Source organism: Streptomyces sp. NPDC127117 (genome assembly GCF_042677325.1).
GTDB lineage: Bacteria > Actinomycetota > Actinomycetes > Streptomycetales > Streptomycetaceae > Streptomyces.
In genome coordinates, this window is the sequence record NZ_JBHXTM010000017.1 from 123,647 (window position 1) to 140,897 (window position 17,251).

At 71.5% G+C, this 17,251-nt stretch carries 17 protein-coding genes; 3 read left to right on the forward strand and 14 right to left on the reverse strand.

Features of this window, described 5'->3' with window-relative positions; genetic code table 11:
• Positions 1 to 190: 190 nt before the first annotated feature.
• From ACFVH0_RS17465 to ACFVH0_RS17480, 4 genes are all read right to left on the reverse strand, one after another.
• The gene (locus tag ACFVH0_RS17465) at positions 191 to 844 is read right to left on the reverse strand and encodes a TOPRIM nucleotidyl transferase/hydrolase domain-containing protein (RefSeq protein WP_385821047.1); all 654 of its coding nucleotides are present in this window, start codon (positions 842 to 844) and stop codon (positions 191 to 193) included.
• Positions 845 to 978: 134 nt separating this feature from the next.
• A complete protein-coding gene (locus tag ACFVH0_RS17470) occupies positions 979 to 1,446 on the reverse strand; it encodes a tectonin domain-containing protein (RefSeq protein ID WP_385821049.1) in 468 nt (155 codons plus the stop codon).
• A gap of 304 nt (positions 1,447 to 1,750) precedes the next feature.
• Positions 1,751 to 2,590 (reverse strand): MOSC domain-containing protein, encoded by an 840-nt coding sequence (locus ACFVH0_RS17475; protein WP_385821051.1) that lies wholly within the window; start codon positions 2,588 to 2,590, stop codon positions 1,751 to 1,753.
• Positions 2,587 to 3,243, reverse strand: coding sequence for a CatB-related O-acetyltransferase (locus tag ACFVH0_RS17480; protein WP_385821053.1), 657 nt, complete (start codon positions 3,241 to 3,243; stop codon positions 2,587 to 2,589). Before ACFVH0_RS17480 ends, ACFVH0_RS17475 begins: the two co-directional genes overlap by 4 nt.
• A gap of 77 nt (positions 3,244 to 3,320) precedes the next feature.
• Between ACFVH0_RS17480 and ACFVH0_RS17485 the strand changes: the two genes are divergently transcribed.
• Positions 3,321 to 3,989 (forward strand): O-methyltransferase, encoded by a 669-nt coding sequence (locus ACFVH0_RS17485; protein ID WP_385821055.1) that lies wholly within the window; start codon positions 3,321 to 3,323, stop codon positions 3,987 to 3,989.
• A 98-nt stretch (positions 3,990 to 4,087) separates the two neighbouring features.
• Here the strand turns inward: ACFVH0_RS17485 and ACFVH0_RS17490 are convergent, their stop codons facing one another.
• A complete protein-coding gene (locus tag ACFVH0_RS17490; RefSeq protein WP_385821057.1) occupies positions 4,088 to 5,005 on the reverse strand; it encodes a hypothetical protein in 918 nt (305 codons plus the stop codon).
• Positions 5,006 to 5,156: 151 nt separating this feature from the next.
• Here ACFVH0_RS17490 and ACFVH0_RS17495 point away from each other — a divergent pair, with 151 nt between their 5' ends.
• Positions 5,157 to 6,029, forward strand: coding sequence for an alpha/beta fold hydrolase (locus ACFVH0_RS17495; RefSeq protein WP_385821059.1), 873 nt, complete (start codon positions 5,157 to 5,159; stop codon positions 6,027 to 6,029).
• 121 nt (positions 6,030 to 6,150) lie between these two features.
• On the opposite strand, the gene ACFVH0_RS17500 is transcribed toward ACFVH0_RS17495, so the two are convergent.
• From ACFVH0_RS17500 to ACFVH0_RS17540, 9 genes are all read right to left on the reverse strand, one after another.
• Positions 6,151 to 6,792, reverse strand: a complete 642-nt coding sequence (locus ACFVH0_RS17500) for a superoxide dismutase (RefSeq protein ID WP_259931174.1) — start codon at positions 6,790 to 6,792, stop codon at positions 6,151 to 6,153.
• A gap of 144 nt (positions 6,793 to 6,936) precedes the next feature.
• On the reverse strand, positions 6,937 to 8,352 hold the full coding sequence (locus ACFVH0_RS17505) for an FGGY family carbohydrate kinase (RefSeq protein ID WP_385821061.1): 1,416 nt from the start codon (positions 8,350 to 8,352) through the stop codon (positions 6,937 to 6,939).
• A 14-nt stretch (positions 8,353 to 8,366) separates the two neighbouring features.
• Positions 8,367 to 9,413: an NAD(P)-dependent oxidoreductase gene (locus ACFVH0_RS17510; RefSeq protein WP_385821063.1), complete on the reverse strand. Its 1,047-nt coding sequence runs from the start codon at positions 9,411 to 9,413 to the stop codon at positions 8,367 to 8,369.
• A complete protein-coding gene (locus ACFVH0_RS17515; RefSeq protein WP_385821066.1) occupies positions 9,410 to 10,486 on the reverse strand; it encodes an ABC transporter ATP-binding protein in 1,077 nt (358 codons plus the stop codon). Before ACFVH0_RS17515 ends, ACFVH0_RS17510 begins: the two co-directional genes overlap by 4 nt.
• Before the next feature lie 20 nt (positions 10,487 to 10,506).
• A complete protein-coding gene (locus ACFVH0_RS17520) occupies positions 10,507 to 11,325 on the reverse strand; it encodes a DeoR/GlpR family DNA-binding transcription regulator (protein WP_385821068.1) in 819 nt (272 codons plus the stop codon).
• Positions 11,322 to 12,440 (reverse strand): ABC transporter ATP-binding protein, encoded by a 1,119-nt coding sequence (locus ACFVH0_RS17525; protein ID WP_385821070.1) that lies wholly within the window; start codon positions 12,438 to 12,440, stop codon positions 11,322 to 11,324. Before ACFVH0_RS17525 ends, ACFVH0_RS17520 begins: the two co-directional genes overlap by 4 nt.
• Positions 12,437 to 13,267 (reverse strand): carbohydrate ABC transporter permease, encoded by an 831-nt coding sequence (locus ACFVH0_RS17530; RefSeq protein WP_385821072.1) that lies wholly within the window; start codon positions 13,265 to 13,267, stop codon positions 12,437 to 12,439. Before ACFVH0_RS17530 ends, ACFVH0_RS17525 begins: the two co-directional genes overlap by 4 nt.
• Positions 13,264 to 14,226 (reverse strand): carbohydrate ABC transporter permease, encoded by a 963-nt coding sequence (locus tag ACFVH0_RS17535; RefSeq protein ID WP_385821074.1) that lies wholly within the window; start codon positions 14,224 to 14,226, stop codon positions 13,264 to 13,266. Before ACFVH0_RS17535 ends, ACFVH0_RS17530 begins: the two co-directional genes overlap by 4 nt.
• A 3-nt stretch (positions 14,227 to 14,229) precedes the next feature.
• Positions 14,230 to 15,657: an ABC transporter substrate-binding protein gene (locus tag ACFVH0_RS17540; protein WP_385821076.1), complete on the reverse strand. Its 1,428-nt coding sequence runs from the start codon at positions 15,655 to 15,657 to the stop codon at positions 14,230 to 14,232.
• Positions 15,658 to 15,813: 156 nt separating this feature from the next.
• On the opposite strand from ACFVH0_RS17540, the gene ACFVH0_RS17545 reads away from it, so the two are divergent.
• Positions 15,814 to 17,241 (forward strand): FGGY-family carbohydrate kinase, encoded by a 1,428-nt coding sequence (locus tag ACFVH0_RS17545; protein WP_385821077.1) that lies wholly within the window; start codon positions 15,814 to 15,816, stop codon positions 17,239 to 17,241.
• Positions 17,242 to 17,251: the final 10 nt, after the last annotated feature.

Genomic DNA, 17,251 nt, shown 5'->3' on the forward strand with positions numbered 1-17,251 from the left:
CCGGCGGCCGATGCCCGACCGGCCGGGCGGCCGGCTTCGGTACAACCCGCCGGAAGCGGCCGGGGCCGGCCACAGAACCGCGGTGACCGCAGTCACGGCAGGACCCGCACGCGGCGTGCGGGCCCGTTGAACACGGCGGCCCCGCCCGCGCGGTGCGGCCTTCGGGGGCTGACGCACCCGGGGGCGGGGGCTAGACGTTCGCGAGAAGGCGCTCCAGCGGCCGGGGCACGTGCTTGAGGTCCAGGTGGGCGATCAGGGCCTGCGCGTAGAGCGCCTTGCGGCCGCTGTGCGTGCCCATGAACCGCCGCAGTTGGTGTTCCACAGGGCGTTCCCGCTGTGCCGGCTGGCCCTGGAACGTGAGGAACGGGCGGATCTCCCCCTGGGCCTCGATCACTTGCTGTACGTCGTCGGCGCCGAGGGCGCGGATCAGCTCGTCCTCCAGGTCGGCGACGCACACCTGGAAACCGAGGGATTCCAGCCCGGCACGGGTGAGGCCGGAGCCGAGCCCGACCCGCTCCAGATGGCGCCGGAAGTGCCGCTCCTCGCCGATGTCGCAGAGCCCCGCCAGCGGGAGGCCGAGCCCCGGCGGGCCGCACACGTTCAGGAAGCGCCCGATGCTCGTCGCGCCGCCGAGCGGTACGACCGCGACGCCCTCCGCGCCGAGGTCGCGGCCGTGGCGCGTGGCCAGGGCCTCGATCGCGACCTGGTCGCTGCTTCCCTCGACGAGCACGACCGTACGCACACCGCCGGCCAGCTCCCGCGCCTCCACGGCTGCCGCGTCCGCCCCCGCTCCACCGGCCGCCCATGCGACCACCGCCTGACGGAATCGCCTCAACTCGTCCACGAGACCTCGCTTTCCGACGCCATCCTGCACGGCGGGGATCCCGTACGCATACACGTTTTACCGACTGCGTCCGCCGCCAACGAGAGTGGGCCCACGCACACCACACGTGGGCCCACTCTCCCCGGCGTCCGGGATCAGCTCGGCTGGTCTCCGGTGTAGCGGTAGATGCCGCCTGCTGAGTTGACGTGCCATACGGTGCCGTCGGCTGCTACGCCGATGTCGACGGCGTTACCGGGGATGCCTACCCATGGGTTGGTGTCGTGGCCGGTGTAGCGGTACATCTGGCCCAGGGAGTTCACGCCCCAGACGTGGGTCCTGGATCCGACGGAGATGCGGGTCAGGCCGCCCGGGACGGAGACCCAGTCGGTGGAGCCCTGGTCTCCGGTGTAGCGGTAGATGCCGCCTGCTGAGTTGACGTGCCATACGGTGCCGTCGGCCGCTACGCCGATGTCGACGGCCTTGCCGGGGATGCCTACCCATGGGTTGGAGTCGTGGCCGGTGTAGCGGTACATCTGGCCCAGGGAGTTCACGCCCCAGACATGAGTCCTGGACCCGACCGAGATCGAAGTGAGACCACCGGAGACGTTCTTCCAGTCAGCCATTTTCCTGTCCCCTTACCTCGAACCTTGCGAGGGGGATTTTGCTGCTCGGAGAGGTCACCCAAACGGCCTGATATGCCGATTGGCCACAGAGATAAACCAAAAATCGCCGTTTGGCTCTCTTCGCCCCTTTGCTTGTCGGGGGGCGTGGCCCACTCGCCCCACCACCAGGAGGCTGAATCCGCTGTAACCCACAAGGGAACAAGAGTGGTGTCTCAGTCCGGGATGCGGGCCCGTTCGGAAGCGGGATCGCCATGCCCATGCCCGGCAGCCCGGCCATCGCGGGGTGCGGTGACGCCCGGCGTGCTCACGCGCCGAGCCACTCCGCGACCTCGACCACGTCCCCGACGCTCACCACGCCCTCGCAGACCACCGCGTTCTTCGCGCCGAAGCTGACCTTGTTGTTGAACTCCGGTTCGCGGCGGTACGTCGACAGGGTGCGGATCGGCTCCGGGCCCGCGCGGTGACCGGTGGTCTGGTCGACCATGGGGACGGCGCAGCGCGTCGCCCGGGTCGAGTGGGCGAGTTCCACCGTGCCGAGGAGCATCCGGCGTACCCGGTCCTCGAAGTGGGGCTCGTCGTCGCCGGTCAGGACGATGTTGGGGCGGAAGCGGTTCATCGGGACGGCCTTCGCGTCGCCCCGGGCGGTGATGCGGGCGTTGAGGTCGTCCAGGGAGGCCGTCGAGGTGACCAGCACCGCGTGCGCGTCCGCGAAGTTGACCTTGCCGGGGGTGTCGCCCCAGCCGTCCCGGTCGAAGCCGGGAAGCACCCGCACCAGACGGGACTTCACGCCGAGCGCGTCGGAGAACCACTCCGCGACCTCGTCCCCCTGGTCGGCGGCCATGCCGAGGGGGCGGTCGAACATGCTGACGTCGCGGCGCGCGCCGTCCCGGTCCACGTCCAGGCGCAACGGCTCGACGCCCTCGGCGGCCAGGGCCAACGCCGCCCCGCCGTCCAGGACGCCGACCCTGATCGCGGCCATCGCGGGGTGCGTGCGCTGGCTGCGGAAGGAGCCGTCGGCCGCGTCCACCACCATGAACGTACGGTCGTGCTCCAGCCCCGTCCCGAGGACCTGCGCGGAGTCGACCGTGGTCCCGGCGCAGCCCTTGACCGGGTAGTACGCCAGTTCGCGGACGGTGATCGTCATGGTGTCCCCTCCGGGGCAGCCGCTTCGAGGGCGTCGACGCTGCCCGACATGATGGTGCGGATGTGGCGGGTGAGATGGTCGGTGGGCCAGTCCCACCAGGCGACGGCAAGGAGCCGGGCGACGGTCTCCTCGTCGTACCGGGTGCGGATCAGCCGGGCCGGGTTGCCGCCGACGATGCCGTAGTCGGGTACGTCGGAGGTGACGACCGAGCCGGCGCCGATGATCGCGCCGTGTCCGATGCGTACGCCCGGCATCACCATGGAGTTGTACCCGAACCAGACGTCGTTGCCCACGACCGTGTCGCCCCGGCCCGGCAGTCCGGTCAGCAGGTCGAAGTGCTCGGCCCAGGAGCCGCCCATGGAGGGGAACGGGAAGGTGGACGGGCCGTCCATCCGGTGGTTGGCGCCGTTCATGATGAACCGCGTCCCGGTCCCCAGCGCGCAGAACTTGCCTATGACGAGCTTCTCCGGGCCGTAGTGGTACAGCACGTTGCGGGTCTCGAACGCGGTCGCGTCGTCCGGGTCGTCGTAGTACGAGAAGTCCCCGACCTCGATCAGCCCGGACTTCACCAGGGGCTTGAGCAGCACGACCCGGGGCTGACCGGGCATCGGGTGCAGAACGGTGGGGTCGGCGGGGGCCGGGCTCGTGTCCATGGCGCTCATCATCGCATCCACCTCGCATGATGTAAGTTCCTTTTGGGAACTGATTGGGTCCGGAGAGAGGGAAAGCCATGACGGATGCGCGGTGGGCCGAGGTCGACGACTACTTCGACGGCCTGCTGGTGGGGCCGGACGAAGCGCTGGACGCGGCCGTGGAGGCCAGTGACGGAGCGGGCCTCCCGGCGATCCAGGTCGCGGCCAACCAGGGCAAGCTGCTGAACCTGCTGGCCCGGCTCCAGGGCGCGCGCACCGTGCTGGAGATCGGCACCCTGGGCGGCTACAGCACCATCTGGCTGGCCCGCGCGCTGCCGGAGGGCGGCAAGGTCGTGTCGCTGGAGGCCGATCCGGCGTACGCGGAGGTGGCACGGGCCAACATCGAGCGGGCGGGGCTCGCGGACGTCGTCGAGATCCGGGTCGGCCCGGCGCTCGACACGCTGCCGGAGCTGGCGGAGGAGGGGTACGGGCCGTTCGACGTCGTGTTCATCGACGCCGACAAGCCGAGCAACCCCGACTACCTGGCCTGGTCCCTGAAGCTGACCCGGCCCGGGAGCCTGATCGTCGCCGACAACGTCGTGCGCGACGGAGAGGTCGTCGACGGTGCCAGCGAGGACCCGAAGGTGCAGGGCGTACGCCGGTTCACCGAACTCGTCGCGGCCGAGCCGACGTTGAGCGCGACCGCACTGCAGACCGTCGGGAGCAAGGGGTACGACGGGCTGATGATGGCGCTGGTCACCGGCTGATCGCCGCCCGCGAAGCGCGGGGCGGGCGCGATACGCCGGGCGATTGTGGTGCGCGGGGCGGCGGCCGGTCGGTGAAGTGCCTCCGCGCGGGGGACGGCTCACCGGGCCTGCCCGGTGTTCTCCTGGGGACCGGGCAGCCGCCACGAGTAGGGGAAGAAATCCCCGGCCCACCGGGACGGGTCGCCCAGCTCCTCGGCGGCGGCGGGAGCCTTCAGCAGGCAGCGGTGGCGCAGGAGTTCGCGCCGCTCGGCCGAGGTCAGCAGGCGCTCCTCGTCGCCGAGGTTCGCCGGGTCGTCGATGTCCGTGTGCTCGGCCACATTGAGGTGTGTGGATGCCGGAGTCCGGTAGTCGAGCCGGAGATCGGTCCTCCACTGCGAGTTGCTTCCCCAGCCCTGGGACAGATCGACGGTCGGGCGGTGGCGGCGCAGATACGTCCAGTACAGCGGGGAGCAGTCGGCGACGCCGCGCCGCGCGTGGTTCGCCCCCGCCCGGACCCGGACCCCGGACCGGCCGAAGAGCAGCTGCCCGAGCATCAGCCCCGGCCAGACCACTTCCGTGATCCGGATCGGCTCGTCCGGGTCGTCGCTCTGCTCCACCTCGGCGATCTCGTGCAGGAACGGGTCGAAACCGGTGCCGCCGAACGGGCTCATGCCCAGGGCGGTGAACAGCTCCAGGTATTCGGCGGGGGAAACCACCGGCCATCCGTCGTACGTGCTGAGCTTCCGGGCCCACGGTCGGGTGCCGTCCGGGTCCGGCGCGGGCTGGAAGTGGTGGAGCAGGGCGTCGCTGACGCGGCTGAGGGCGTAGAGCTCGTGGGGGAGATGCAGATCAGGGCGCTCCGGCACCCCTTCGCCGGTGCGCCAGGCGCCGTCGGCGGAGGCATGCGCGAGGGCGTCGCGGTACTCCCGTCCGGCCTTCGCCAGCCACGGCACGGCCACCCGGCCGAAGGCATCGGGCCCTTCGTGGTCGACGAGGGTGCGGAAGAGCTCGCGGGCGTCGGTTCGGTCCTCGTGCATGCGCAGAGCGTAGGAGCCGGCGGCGGGCCGGTCGACGGATTTTGCCGGTCATGACCGGTGACGCGGACGCGCCGTCCTGCGTAGCGGTCCGGTCGGGACCTCGGGGGAAAATCCTTCGACGCCGGCAGCGGATCCGGTCATGATCGGGCACATGACTGTGTACGTGATCGACCCGGTTCGCCTCGGTACGGAACAGCTCCCGGGCGGGCGGTCGCTGGGCTGGGCCGAGTGGGGACCGGGGGACGGGGTGCCGGTGCTGTTCTCGCCGGGGGCGGCCACCAGCAGGCATCTCGGCTTCGGCGCCGATGCGCTGGACGCGCTCGGCGTGCGGCTGATCTCCGTCGACCGCCCCGGCCTGGGCGCCTCCTCGCCCCGGCCCGGCCGCACCTTCGACGACTTCGTGGACGACGTCCGCGCGTTCGCCGCCCTGCGCGGCCTGGAGCGGCCACTGATGGTCGGCAACTCGCAGGGGGCGCCCTTCGCGCTGGCGTGCGCCGCTGCCGGAGCGGTCCGGGCGCTCGCGGTGGTCTCCGGTGCGGACGAGGTCGCCGAGCCGCGCTTCGCCGACGCGCTCCCGGAGGAGCTGCGGCGCCTCGTCGGCCTGGCCGTGGCCGATCCGGCCGCCGCCGAGCAGGTCTTCGCCGGATTCGGTGCGCAGGCGATGTGGGACATGGTCATGTCCGGCAGCCCGGCGTGCGACCTCGCCGTGTACCGGCAGCCCGCCTTCGCCGCCGCCTACCGCCGGGCCCTCGACGAGGCCTTCGCGCAGGGAGCGGCCGGCTACGCCCGGGACACCGTCCTGGCCATGGGGCGCTGGGGGATCGACCTGTCGGGCATCGCCGTACCCGTCGACCTCTGGTACGGGGAGAAGGACACCGGTCACTCGCCCGACCAGGGGGCCGGACTGGCCTCGCGCATCCCGGGCGCGGTCCGGCACCTGGTGCCGGAGGCGGGCGGGGCGGTGCTCTGGACCCACGCCGAGCAGGTGCTGAGCACACTGCTGGGGCGCGCCACGGCCGCCTGAGCCGGCGAGAACGCACAGAAGAACCCCCGCCTGTCACGTCCAGGCGGGGGTTCTCCCTTCATCCGCCTGCCCGGTGAAGGTTGAGAAGACGATCACGAGGCAGGACGTTCGGGCGCTCCGGTCAGGGAGCGAGCAGCAGGACGTCGGCGCGCTCCTTGGCGGCCGCGTAACGCTTCGCCACGTCCTGCCAGTTGACGACGGCCCACATCGCCTCGATGAAGTCGACCTTCTGGTTCTTGTACTGGAGGTAGAAGGCGTGCTCCCAGGCGTCGAAGACCAGGACCGGGACGGAGCCCTGGCCGACGTTGCCCTGGTGGTCGTAGACCTGCTCGACGATCAGCTTGTCGCTGACCGGCTCGTACGCCAGGACGCCCCAGCCGGAGCCCTGCGTGGTGGCCGCGGCCTTCGTCAGCTGGGCCTTGAAGCCGGCGAACGAGCCGAACGACTCGGTGATCGCGTCCGCCAGGTCCCCGACACCGTCCGCGGCGAGCGGCTCGCCGCCGCCGTCGCCGGTCATGTTGTGCCAGTAGATCGAGTGCAGGATGTGGCCGGAGAGGTGGAACGCGAGGCTCTTCTGAAGCCCGTTGATCGCGCCCCAGGCTTCCTTGTCGCGTGCCTCCGCCAGCTGCTCCAGGGTGTCGTTCGCACCCTTCACATAGGCGGCGTGGTGCTTGTCGTGGTGGAGCTCGATGATCTGCGGATTGATGACCGGTTCGAGCGCCGCGTAGTCGTACGGGAGTTCCGGAAGCGTGTACGTGGCCATGTGGTCGAACCCTCCAGCTGCTGTCCTGTTGTTATTGCAACCTATATGCAAGAGCAGGCTAACAGCAGGAAGGGTGGCGAAGTGATCAGTCCTTCGACCTAGGACGTGTCTCCGGGGCGCCGGCGGCCCGACGGGAGTGAGTGATCAGGTGCGGGCGTGCGCGCGGGCCTCCGTGAGCCGGTTCAGGTGGTCCTCGTACGCCTTCGCGTAGTGCGCCGCGTGCGCCGGGTCCGGTTCGACGATCGATGTGGGGGCCGTCCACGCGGCCGTGTCCAGCCCCACTCCGAAGCGCTCCGCCGCCGCGAGAACCGCGCCGCGCGCCCCGACCTCGCCCTCCACGATCCGGACCGGCCGGCCCAGCACATCGGCGAACAGCCGCATCCACGCGGGGGAGCGGGTGCCGCCGCCGCACAGGGCGAGGGTGCCGGTGAGACCCGCGGCCTCCAGACAGTGCCGGGCGGCGAAGCCGATGCCCTCGCAGACGGCGCGGATCAGATCGGCGGGGGTCGTCTCCAGGGACACCCCGGTGAACTCGGCGCGCAGCCTCGGCTCGACGAACGGGGCGCGTTCGCCGGACGGGGCGAAGTAGGGGAGCACCCGGACCCCGTTCGCGCCGGGCGGGGTGGTGGCGAGCAGCGCGTCGACCTCCGTGTGGCGTACGCCGGTGGTGGTCAGGACCCAGTCCAGGGCCGCCGTGCCGACCATCGCCGGCATGGCGCGCAGCCAGTGGCCGGGACTGTCGGTGGAGATGTGCAGGCCGGCCGGTTCGCCGTCCAGGTCGAGCCGCTCGGTGGCCACCAGTGAGGCCAGGCAGGTGCCGACGATCAGCAGCCCGTCGCCCGGGCGGGTGACGCCCGCGCCGAGGGCGCAGGCCGGCAGGTCGTACGGGCCGTTGGAGATCCGTGCCCCGGAGGGGAGTTCGGCGGTGGCCACCGGGTCGCTGACGGGGGCGAGGAGCGGGGCCCGGTGGGTGAGGCCGAGCGCGGCCACGACGTCCGGGGCGTACGCGCGGGTCACCGGGTCCAGGAACGGCATCGACGCGTCGGACACGTCCGTGGCCCGGACCCCCGTCAGCCGCTGGAACACCATGTCCTTGCAGTACAGGGCGGTCGTCGCGGCGTCGAGCGAGGCCGGTTCGTGCCGGTCGAGCCAGGCCAGCAGCGGGCCCGGACAGCCGGGGAACATCGCGCTGCCGGTGCGCCGGTAGACGGTCTCGAAGACCCCGGACGCCAGCCAGGAGCCGACCAGTTCGTGGGCCCGGCCGTCCATCCAGGAGATCGCCTTGCGGACCGGCCGGCCCGCCGCGTCGACCAGCCAGACGCCGTCGCCCTGGCCGGTGAGGCCGACGAACCCCACTTGGTCGGGGCCGAGCGCGGCCAGCACCTCGCGGACCGCGCCGTACACCTCGTCCATGTCCTGCTCCACGGACCCGTCGTGGATCGCGAGCCCCACCGGGCGGGACTCGACGGCCAGGGTGCGGCCGCACGGGTCGAAGGCCGCGGCCTTCACCACGGACGTGCCGACATCGATGCCGATGTATCGCGTCGTGCTTCCGGTCATCGTCACGGCTCCTCTCACAGCGCGTGGGCGAGTGGCTCGTCCCGCACGTAGCGCGCCACCTCGGCCGCCGCGATCCGGGCCGCCTTCTGCGCGACGGCCTGGCTGGCCCCCGCCACATGCGGGGTCATCAGCAGATGCGGGGTACGGAAGAGCCGAGACGTGGCCGGTGGCGGCTCCTGCTCGTACGTGTCGAGCGCCGCCGCCCGCAACTGCCCCGAGTCCAGGGCGTCGCACAGCGCGTCCGTGTCCAGCAGCCCGCCCCGGGCCGCGTTCACCAGCACCGCACCGTGCGGCAGCAGCGCCAGCTCGCGGGCGCCGATGAGATGCCGGGACTCCGGGGTGAGCCTGGCGTGCAGGGTGAGGACCCGGGAGCGGGACAGCAGCGCCTCCAGCGAAGCGGCGCGCATGCCGTGGACGTCGCCGCGCACATACGGGTCGTACACCTCGACCTCGGCACCGAACGCGGACAGCACCCGGGCCACCCGGCTGCCCACCGCGCCGTACCCGATCAGGCCGACCGGGGTGTCCTCCAGCTCCAGGCCGCAGTTCTCGTACGTGTAGTGGGTGGTGTCCCAGCGGCCGTCCGAGGCGAGGGAGTGGTGGGCCTCGGGGATGCGGCGCAGCGCGGAGAGGATCAGCCCGACGGTGAACTCGGCGGTCGCCGCCGCGTTGCGCCCCGGCGCGAAGCACACCCGTACGCCCCGGGCGCGCGCGGCGGCCGCGTTCACATTGACCGGACCGCCCCGGCAGACCACGATCAGGCGGAGATCGGGGGCGGCGGCCAGCACCCGCTCGGTGAACGGGCCCATCTGGGTCACGCACACCGCGACCCCGTCCAGGGCGGCGATCAGCGCGTCCTCGACATCGCTCGCCTCGTCGACCTCGGCGACCTTGCCGAAGGGTTCCAGGGGCCAGGGCAGGGTGAGTTCGGCGAGCTGCGGCTCCGTGCCGGTCGGGCCGAGCGCGTGGTGCAGGGCCTCGGCGAGCAGCGAGTTGCGGACGAAGTGGTCACCGGCGAGCAGAATCCTCGTGGCGGGGCGGACCGTCTGGGGGCGGGTCATCGCAGAGCGTCTCCTGTCTGGGCGTCGAAGACATGGACGTGCCGGGGATCGGCGGTGATGCGTACGGTGTCGTCCCGGTCGAGCCGTACCTCCGGACCGGTCACGACGACCAGTGGCTCCGCCACCCCGTCGAGCGAGAGCGTGGCGATGCCGGATTCCAGCAGGGGCTCATGGGCGGCGACCCGGGCCCGTGCACCAGTGTCGTCCAGGCGCACATCCTCCGGGCGGATGCCGAGCACCACCGCGCGTCCCGCCGCGATCCGGTGCGGTACGGGAACGCGCACGGAGTCCGAGAGGCGCACCCCGCCCGACCCGGTGGCCGTGCCCGGCAGCAGATTGATGGCCGGCTCCCCGACGAAGTCGGCGACGAACAGGTTCGCCGGGGCGTCGTAGATCTCCTCGGGGGTGCCGAGCTGCTGGATCTCGCCGTCCCGCATCACCGCGATCCGGTCGGCGAGCGACAGCGCCTCCTCCTGGTCGTGCGTCACCAGGATGGTGGTGTGGCCGCTGTCGCGCTGGATGCGTTTCAACTCTCGCCGGGTGGTGTCCCGTTGGCCGGCGTCGAGATGGGAGAGCGGCTCGTCCAGGAGAAGCACGTCGGGCACCCGGATCAGTGCCCGGGCCAGGGCGACCCGCTGCTTCTGGCCGCTGGAGAGCCCGGCCGGGCGGGCGTCCAGGAGGTCGGTGATCCCGAGCCGTTCGGCCATCGCGGTGACCCGGCGGCGGATCTCGGCCCGGCCGCACCCGCCCCGGGCGGCCAGCCCGAAACCGAGATTCTCCGCGACCGTCAGCGGCGGGTACAGCGCGTAGTTCTCGAACGCCACCCCGATGTTGCGCTGCCGGGCCGGGAGCGGCACCACCGACGAACCGCCGATGAGGATGTCGCCGCCGGTGACCGTCTCCAGGCCGGCGATCATCCGCAGGGTGGTGGACTTGCCGCAGCCGGACGGGCCGAGCAGCCCCAGCAGCTCGCCGGAGCGCAGCTCGACGTCGACGGACCGGACGGCCTCGACGGCCACCCGGCCCCGCCCGGTGTAGGTCTTGCGCAGCGCGCGCAGGGCCAGTTCAGTCATCCGTCACCGCCGCCTCACCGTCACCCGTCATCGCCGTCCCCCGCTCCGGGGTCCCGGCCGGTGGAGCAGACCTCGTAGGGCACCTTGTGCTCGTCGAGCTCGCGCAGCGCCTGCGGGGACGCCCCGTCGTCGACCAGCAGCAGATCGAAGCGGGAGAGCGGAGCCAGCCGGTGCAGGGCGACCCGGCCCAGCTTCGAGTGGTCCAGCAGCAGCACATTGCGGCTCGCCGAGTCGAGCATCGCCCGCTTCACGGAGATGATGTGCTGCTCCTGGTGGTAGGCGAAGCCGCCGGACGCGGCCGAGGTGGAGGTGAAGCAGATGTCGACCTGGAGCGACTGCACCGCCTCCACGCAGGAGACACCGAGGAACGAGGAGTGCAGCGGGTCGAAGTCCCCGCCGAGGCCCATCAGATGGATGCCGCGCTCCTGCGACAGCAGATTGATCGCCTCCAGGAAGTTGGTGACGACGGTCAGCGGGGTGATGGAGCGCAGCCGGCGCGCTATCTCCAGCGTGGACGTCGAGTCGTCGAGCATCACCGCCATGCCCGGCTCTATGAGTTTCACGGCCCGCTCGGCGACGGCGGCCTTCTCGGCCCGCATCGTCTTCAGCCGGTAGGAGACGTTCGACTCGAAGACACCGGACGGCTGGGCGGTGACGCCGCCGCGGAACTTGCGGACGATGCCCTGCCGTTCCAGCTCGTCCAGATCGCGGTGAATGGTCATCAGGCTGACGTCGAAGCGCTCCGCCAGCTCTGCGGCGCTCACCTCGCCCTGCGCGAGGACGTACTCGGCTATGGATGCCTGGCGCGGGGCGGGGCCCCGCTGCGGAACGTTGCTCACGTGCTGATCCTTCGTCCTGGACGTGCCGGCCGGTCGGCCTCGAACAGCAGCAGACTCTCAGGCGGTACCGAGAGCCGGACCGGATGGTCGGGACTCAGGCCGGCCGCCTCGGCGCGCGGGACGACGAGGGACAGCCGCTGACCGCCGATCCGTACGGTCACCTCGGTGGCCCGGCCGAGCAGCTCGGTGACATGGACGGCGCCGGTCAGCTCCAGGGCCGGACTCCCGCGGCCATCCGCCGGGCCGCGAAGGCCGATGTCCCTGGGCCGTACGCCCAGCTGGACGGCGGTGCCCGGCGGTGCGGGCACCGTCAGCGGCAGCTCGTACGCCCCGTCCGGCGACCGGAAGTGCCCCTCGGACGTCACCGTCCCGGGCAGCAGATTGATCCGCGGCCGGCCGAAGGACCGGGCGACGAAGGTGTCGTACGGGCGGTGCCACAGCTCCTCACGGGTGCCGGTCTGCACCATCCGGCCGTCCCGGATCACCCCGATCCGGTCGCCGAGCGCCAGCGCCTCCACCGAGTCATGGGTGACGTACAGCGTGGTGGTGCGCCGCACCGCACCGATCGCCCGCAGCTCCGCGCGCATCGCCTGCCGCAGCTTCGCGTCCAGGTGCGACAGCGGCTCGTCGAGCAGGAACGCCCTGGCCGGCCGCACCAGCACCCGGCCGAGCGCCACCCTTTGCCGCTGGCCGTTGGAGAGCCGGCCCACCTGACGGTCCAGCAGGGCGCCGATGCCGAGGAGCTCGGCGACCTCCCCGATCCGCTCGCGCGCCTCGGACGCGGGGAGGCGGTGGCGCGGCGAGCGGAGCGGGGAAGCGAGGTTGTCGTACGCGGTGCGGTGCGGGTAGAGCGCGTACGACTCGAAGCACATGGCCACGCCCCGGTCGTAGGGCTCCACGCCCGCCATGTCCGCACCGCCCAGCTCGACCGTCCCGGCCTGCGGCTGCTCCAGGCCCGCGATCGTCTTGAGCGTGGTCGTCTTCCCGGCGCCGGACGGGCCGAGCAGACAGAAGAACTCGCCCTCGGCCACCTCCAGGTCCAGGCCGTCGAGCGCGGTGTGCTTCCCGTACCGCTTGCCGACCCCGCGCAGCACGATGGCCGCCGGGCCGGTCATGACTTCACCGCCCCGAACGACAGCCCGCGCACCAGATACCGCTGGATGGTGAGCGCCAGCAGCAGCGGCGGGACCACCGAGACCAGCGCCGCGGCGGCCGTCAGGTTGTACTTGGGCCGGTCGCCGCCGAGGAAGGACAGCGCCCCGACCGTCACCGTCTGCGCGTTCGACGAGGTGAGGATCAGCGGGAAGACGAAGTTGTTCCACGCGAAGATGAACGCCAGCAGCGAGACGGCCGCGATCCCCGGCTTCACCAGTGGCAGCGCGACCCTGAAGAACGCCTGCTTGCGGGTGTAGCCGTCCAGCAGCGCCGCCTGCTCCAGCTCGGGGGAGAGATCGGAGAAGTACGACCGCATGATCCAGACGATCAGCGGGAGGGTCACCAGTTGCAGCACCCACACCATGCCGACGTAGGTGTCGAAGAGCCCGAGCTTCTGGTAGAGCACGAACAGCGGGATGATCACGGTGAGTTCGGGCGCGAAGCGGAACGAGAGCAGGGTGAACATCAGGTTCTCCGAGCCGCGGAACCGCCACCGCGCGGCGGCGTACGCGGCGGGCAGCCCGATCACCAGCGACAGCGCGACCGCGCCCAGCGACACGACGAGGCTGTTCACGAAGAACCGGAGGAACGGCACCCCCTGGTCGTCCCCGGCCCCCAGCACCGTGCGGTACGAGTCGAGGGTCGGGGTGAACGAGAAGTACGTGCTGAACAGCTCGTTCGTCGGCTTCAGCGACAGGACCACCATCCAGGCGACCGGGAACAGCGCGAAGACGAAGTAGCCGATCAGCGCCAGATCGGCGGCGACGGAGAGCACCCTGCGCCTCATCCCGGCACCTCCGCCGCCCGGTTCTGGATGCGGCCCAGATAGCGCACCAACACCATCGTGACCAGGTAGACCACGGCCCAGAGCACGATCATGTAGCTGATCCCGAACGAGTAGCGCTGGAAGCGGATCGCCTCCAGATAGGCCCGGATCTGGAGCACCATCGTCGAGTCGCCGGGCCCGCCCTCGGTCAGCGCGTAGATGATGTCGAAGACCTTCAGCGAGTCCATGAACCGGAAGATCACGGCGACCAGCACGTACGGCCAGAGCATCGGCAGGGTCAGGCGCCGGAAGGTGAACCACCAGCCCGCCCCGTCGACCGCCGCCGCCTCGAACGGCGAGGCGGGCAGCGAGCGCAGACCGGCCAGCGCGAGGATCGCGACGAACGGGGTGTAGACCCACACGTCCACCGTGATCGAGGAGAGCAGCGCACCCGTCGGGGTGTCAGTCCACTGCACACCGCCGAGGCCGAACGGCTCCAGGAGATGGTTGATGACGCCGACCGACGGCTGGAGCATCAGCTTCCACATGATCGCGGCGATCACCGGCGCGATCATCAGCGGCAGGATCAGGATCTTCTCCAGCACCCGCCCGACCCGGCTCGACCGGTGCAGCAGCAGCGCCACGGACACCCCGAGCACCGTCTCGACGGCCGCCGCGCCGACCGCGTACGCCACCGTCACCCGCGCCGAGTCCCAGAACGCCGGCTGGGTGAAGATCCGCCGGTAGTTCTCGATGCCCACCAGGTCGGGCTGCGGCTTGCTCGCCGCGAAGTCGAACACCGTGTAGTAGAGGCCGAGCCCGAACGGGTAGAGGATGCCGCCGGTCAGCAGCAGCGCCGGCACGATCAGCAGATACGGCCGCAGCGAGCGGCGCCACGCCGGCACCGCCCGCTTCCCCGCCTCCGGGCCGGCCGCCGCCGCGTGGCCGGTCTCCGGCACGGTGGCCGCGCGTCCCGGCATCGGTCAGCCGACCTTCGACGCCAGATCGCCGGCCAGGCCGTTCAGCACGGACGAGGCGTTCTTCCCGCCGTAGATCTCCTGGAGCGCGGCGGCCCAGCTGGTCGTCGCGTCGAAGAACTGCTCCTGCGGGGTGAACTGGATGCTCGTCTCGTCGACGACCGTCTCGAAGGTCTCGATGAAGCCGGGGATGGCCCGCATCTTGTCCTTGTACGCGGCGTCCCGGCCGATCGACTTCCGTACCGGGTCGATGTGGTTGTGCTCGACGGCGCCCTTGCGCAGATGCTCCTTGCCGGTCGCCCACTGGAGGAACAGCCAGGCGGCGGACTTGTTGCGGCTGCGGGCGTTCATGCCGAGCGACCAGATCCACATGTTCGTGGCGAGCGAGCCGCCGGGGCCCTTCGGGCCGGGGTGGAAGGCGATCTTCCCGGAGGCGGGCGAGGCCCCCTTCACCGCCTGGAAGTACGCGGCGGTGTCCGCGTCGAAGAGCATCCCCGCCTTCTTCGCCCCGAGGTCGCCGGAGCACTGGTACCAGGTGTACGAGGTCCAGGACGGCGGCCCGCCCTTCCTGACCATCTCCGCCCAGTCCCGGGTGAACGCGATCGCCTCCGGGGAGTTCATCGCGGGCTTCACCTTCCCGCCCTCGACGGTGAAGTCCTTCAGGCCGTTGCGGGCGTACATCGTCATGAAGCCGGGATGGATCGTCGCCCAGCTCCGCGAGCCGCGCACCGCGACCCCGTACATCCCGTCGAAGCCCGCCCCCGGCGCCCGGCGGGTGATCGCGCCGGCGATCTCGCGCAGCTCGTCGAAGGTCTCGGCGGGCTTCAGGCCGAGCTTGCGGAACACCTCGGTGTTGTACGCGACGACATTGGTCTCCCAGCCCCACGGCAGCGCGTACTGCCCGCCCTGCCCGAGCGGCGCGCCCGCCTCCAGCGACCACTGGTCGGCCGCCAGCAGGTTGGGGAAGAAGTCCTCCCGGTCCCAGTCGTCCCCGGTGGCGGAGGAGTTGCGCATCCAGGGGCCGAGATCCTCCAGCCAGCCCGGCGGCCCGTACTGCCACACCATGTACGCGCCGAGCATGAACACGTCGTAGGAGGCGCGCCCGCTGGAGAGGTCGACGGTGAGCTTGTCGAAGTAGTTGTCCTCGGGGAAGACGTCGTACTCGACCTTGATCCCGGTCTTCTCGGTGAACGCCTTCAGGTCGGCGATCAGCGCATCGGTGTACGGATGCTTGTTGAGCAGCGCCTTGACGGTCGTGCCCTTGGCCCGCTTCCAGTCGAACGGGCCGGTGACGTCGTCGGCCGCGGAGCCGCCGCCCTCGGACCCGCCGCCGCCGAAGCCCGCGCCGCAGGCGGTCAGCAGCGGGGCGGCGGACGCGGCCGCGGCCGCACCGATGGCGAGGAACCGTCGCCGGTCGTGCGCGTGCATGTCCATCCGTGACCTCCACGGTCCGGCCGGAGATGGGTGGGGTGCCCGTTCACACGTTGAATCGACTGGTTAACAGAGCTTGGAACAACGCAAGTTGGCCGTCAATCCCTCGCGCAACGGAAATTCTCGGTGCAGAGTGAGAACTTCACAGAGGGGACCGATATGTGGATGGGCATCGATCTCGGCACGCAGAGCGTCCGGGCGGTGGTGGCGGCGGACGACGGCGAGATCCTCGGCAGCGGCTCCGCCCCGCTCACGGGCAGACGTGACGGCGTACGGCATGAGCAGCGGCCCCTCGACTGGTGGACGGCGCTGTGCGCGGCCAGCCGGCAGGCGCTGCGCGACTGCCCCGCCCCGCGTGCGCTGGCCGTCTGCGCCACCTCCGGCACCGTGCTGCTCGGCGACCGGGCAGGCAGGCCGCTGACGCCGGGGGTGATGTACGACGACGGGCGGGCCGTCGCGGAGGCCGCCAGGGCAGGGACCGCGCCGAGCTGGGCACTGCCCAAGCTGATGTGGCTGCTGCGGGAGTACGGGGGCGGGGCGGACGAGTCCGTACGGGTCATGCACCAGGCCGATCTGGTCCTGGCGCGGCTCGCCGGAACACCGCTGCCCACCGACTCCAGCCATGCCCTGAAGACCGGCTACGACCTGGAGCGGGAGGACTGGCCCCGGCGGCGGTTTTGGAAACTGGGCCTGCCCGAGGGGCTGTTTCCGGACGTGGTGCGGCCGGGCACCCGGATCGGCGAGGTGGGGCGGGCGGCGGCCGAGGAGACCGGGATCCCGGAGGGCACGCTCCTGGTGGCCGGGATGACGGACGGGTGCGCGGCACAGCTCGCCTCCGGTTCGCTGAACGTCGGCTCCTGGAATTCGGTGCTCGGTACGACACTGGTCCTGAAGGGGGTCACCTCGTCGCCGGTCGAGGACCCGGCCGGGGTCGTCTACAACCACCGCGCGCCGGACGGGAGCTGGCTGCCGGGCGGCGCCTCGGGGGTCGGTGGCGGGGTGCTGACGGCCGCCTTCCCGGCGGTGGACCCGATCCGCATGGACGCGCTGGCCCGCGACCGTGAACCGGCGCGGGTGGTGGCGTATCCGCTGGTGGCGACGGGGGAGCGGTTCCCGTTCGTGGCGCCGGAGGCCACCGGGTTCCTGCTCGGCGAGCCCGCCTCCGAAGCCGAGCACTGGCTGGCCCTGCTGACCGGGGTGGGCCTGGTCGAACGGCTCTGCTTCGACTACCTCGACCTGCTCGGCGCCCAGCAGCACGACCGGCTCACCTTCACCGGCGGCGCGGCCCGCAGCGGCTACTGGAGCCGGCTGCGCGCCGACATCCTGGGCCGGTCCGTGTGCGTCCCGCAGTACAGCGAACCCGCACTCGGCATGGCCGTCCTCGCCGCGTACGGGGCGGGGCCCGGGACCAGCCTGATCAGGACGGCGGGTGCGATGGTGCGGATGCGCCACGTGCTGCACCCGCACCCGGTGCGCACGGCGTGGTACACCGAGCCGTACCTCACGCTGGTGGACGAACTGGAGCGACGCGGCTGGCTCCCCGGCCCGGTCGCCGCCCACGCCCGCACCCGGGCGGAGCGGTCGTGACCACGCGCCA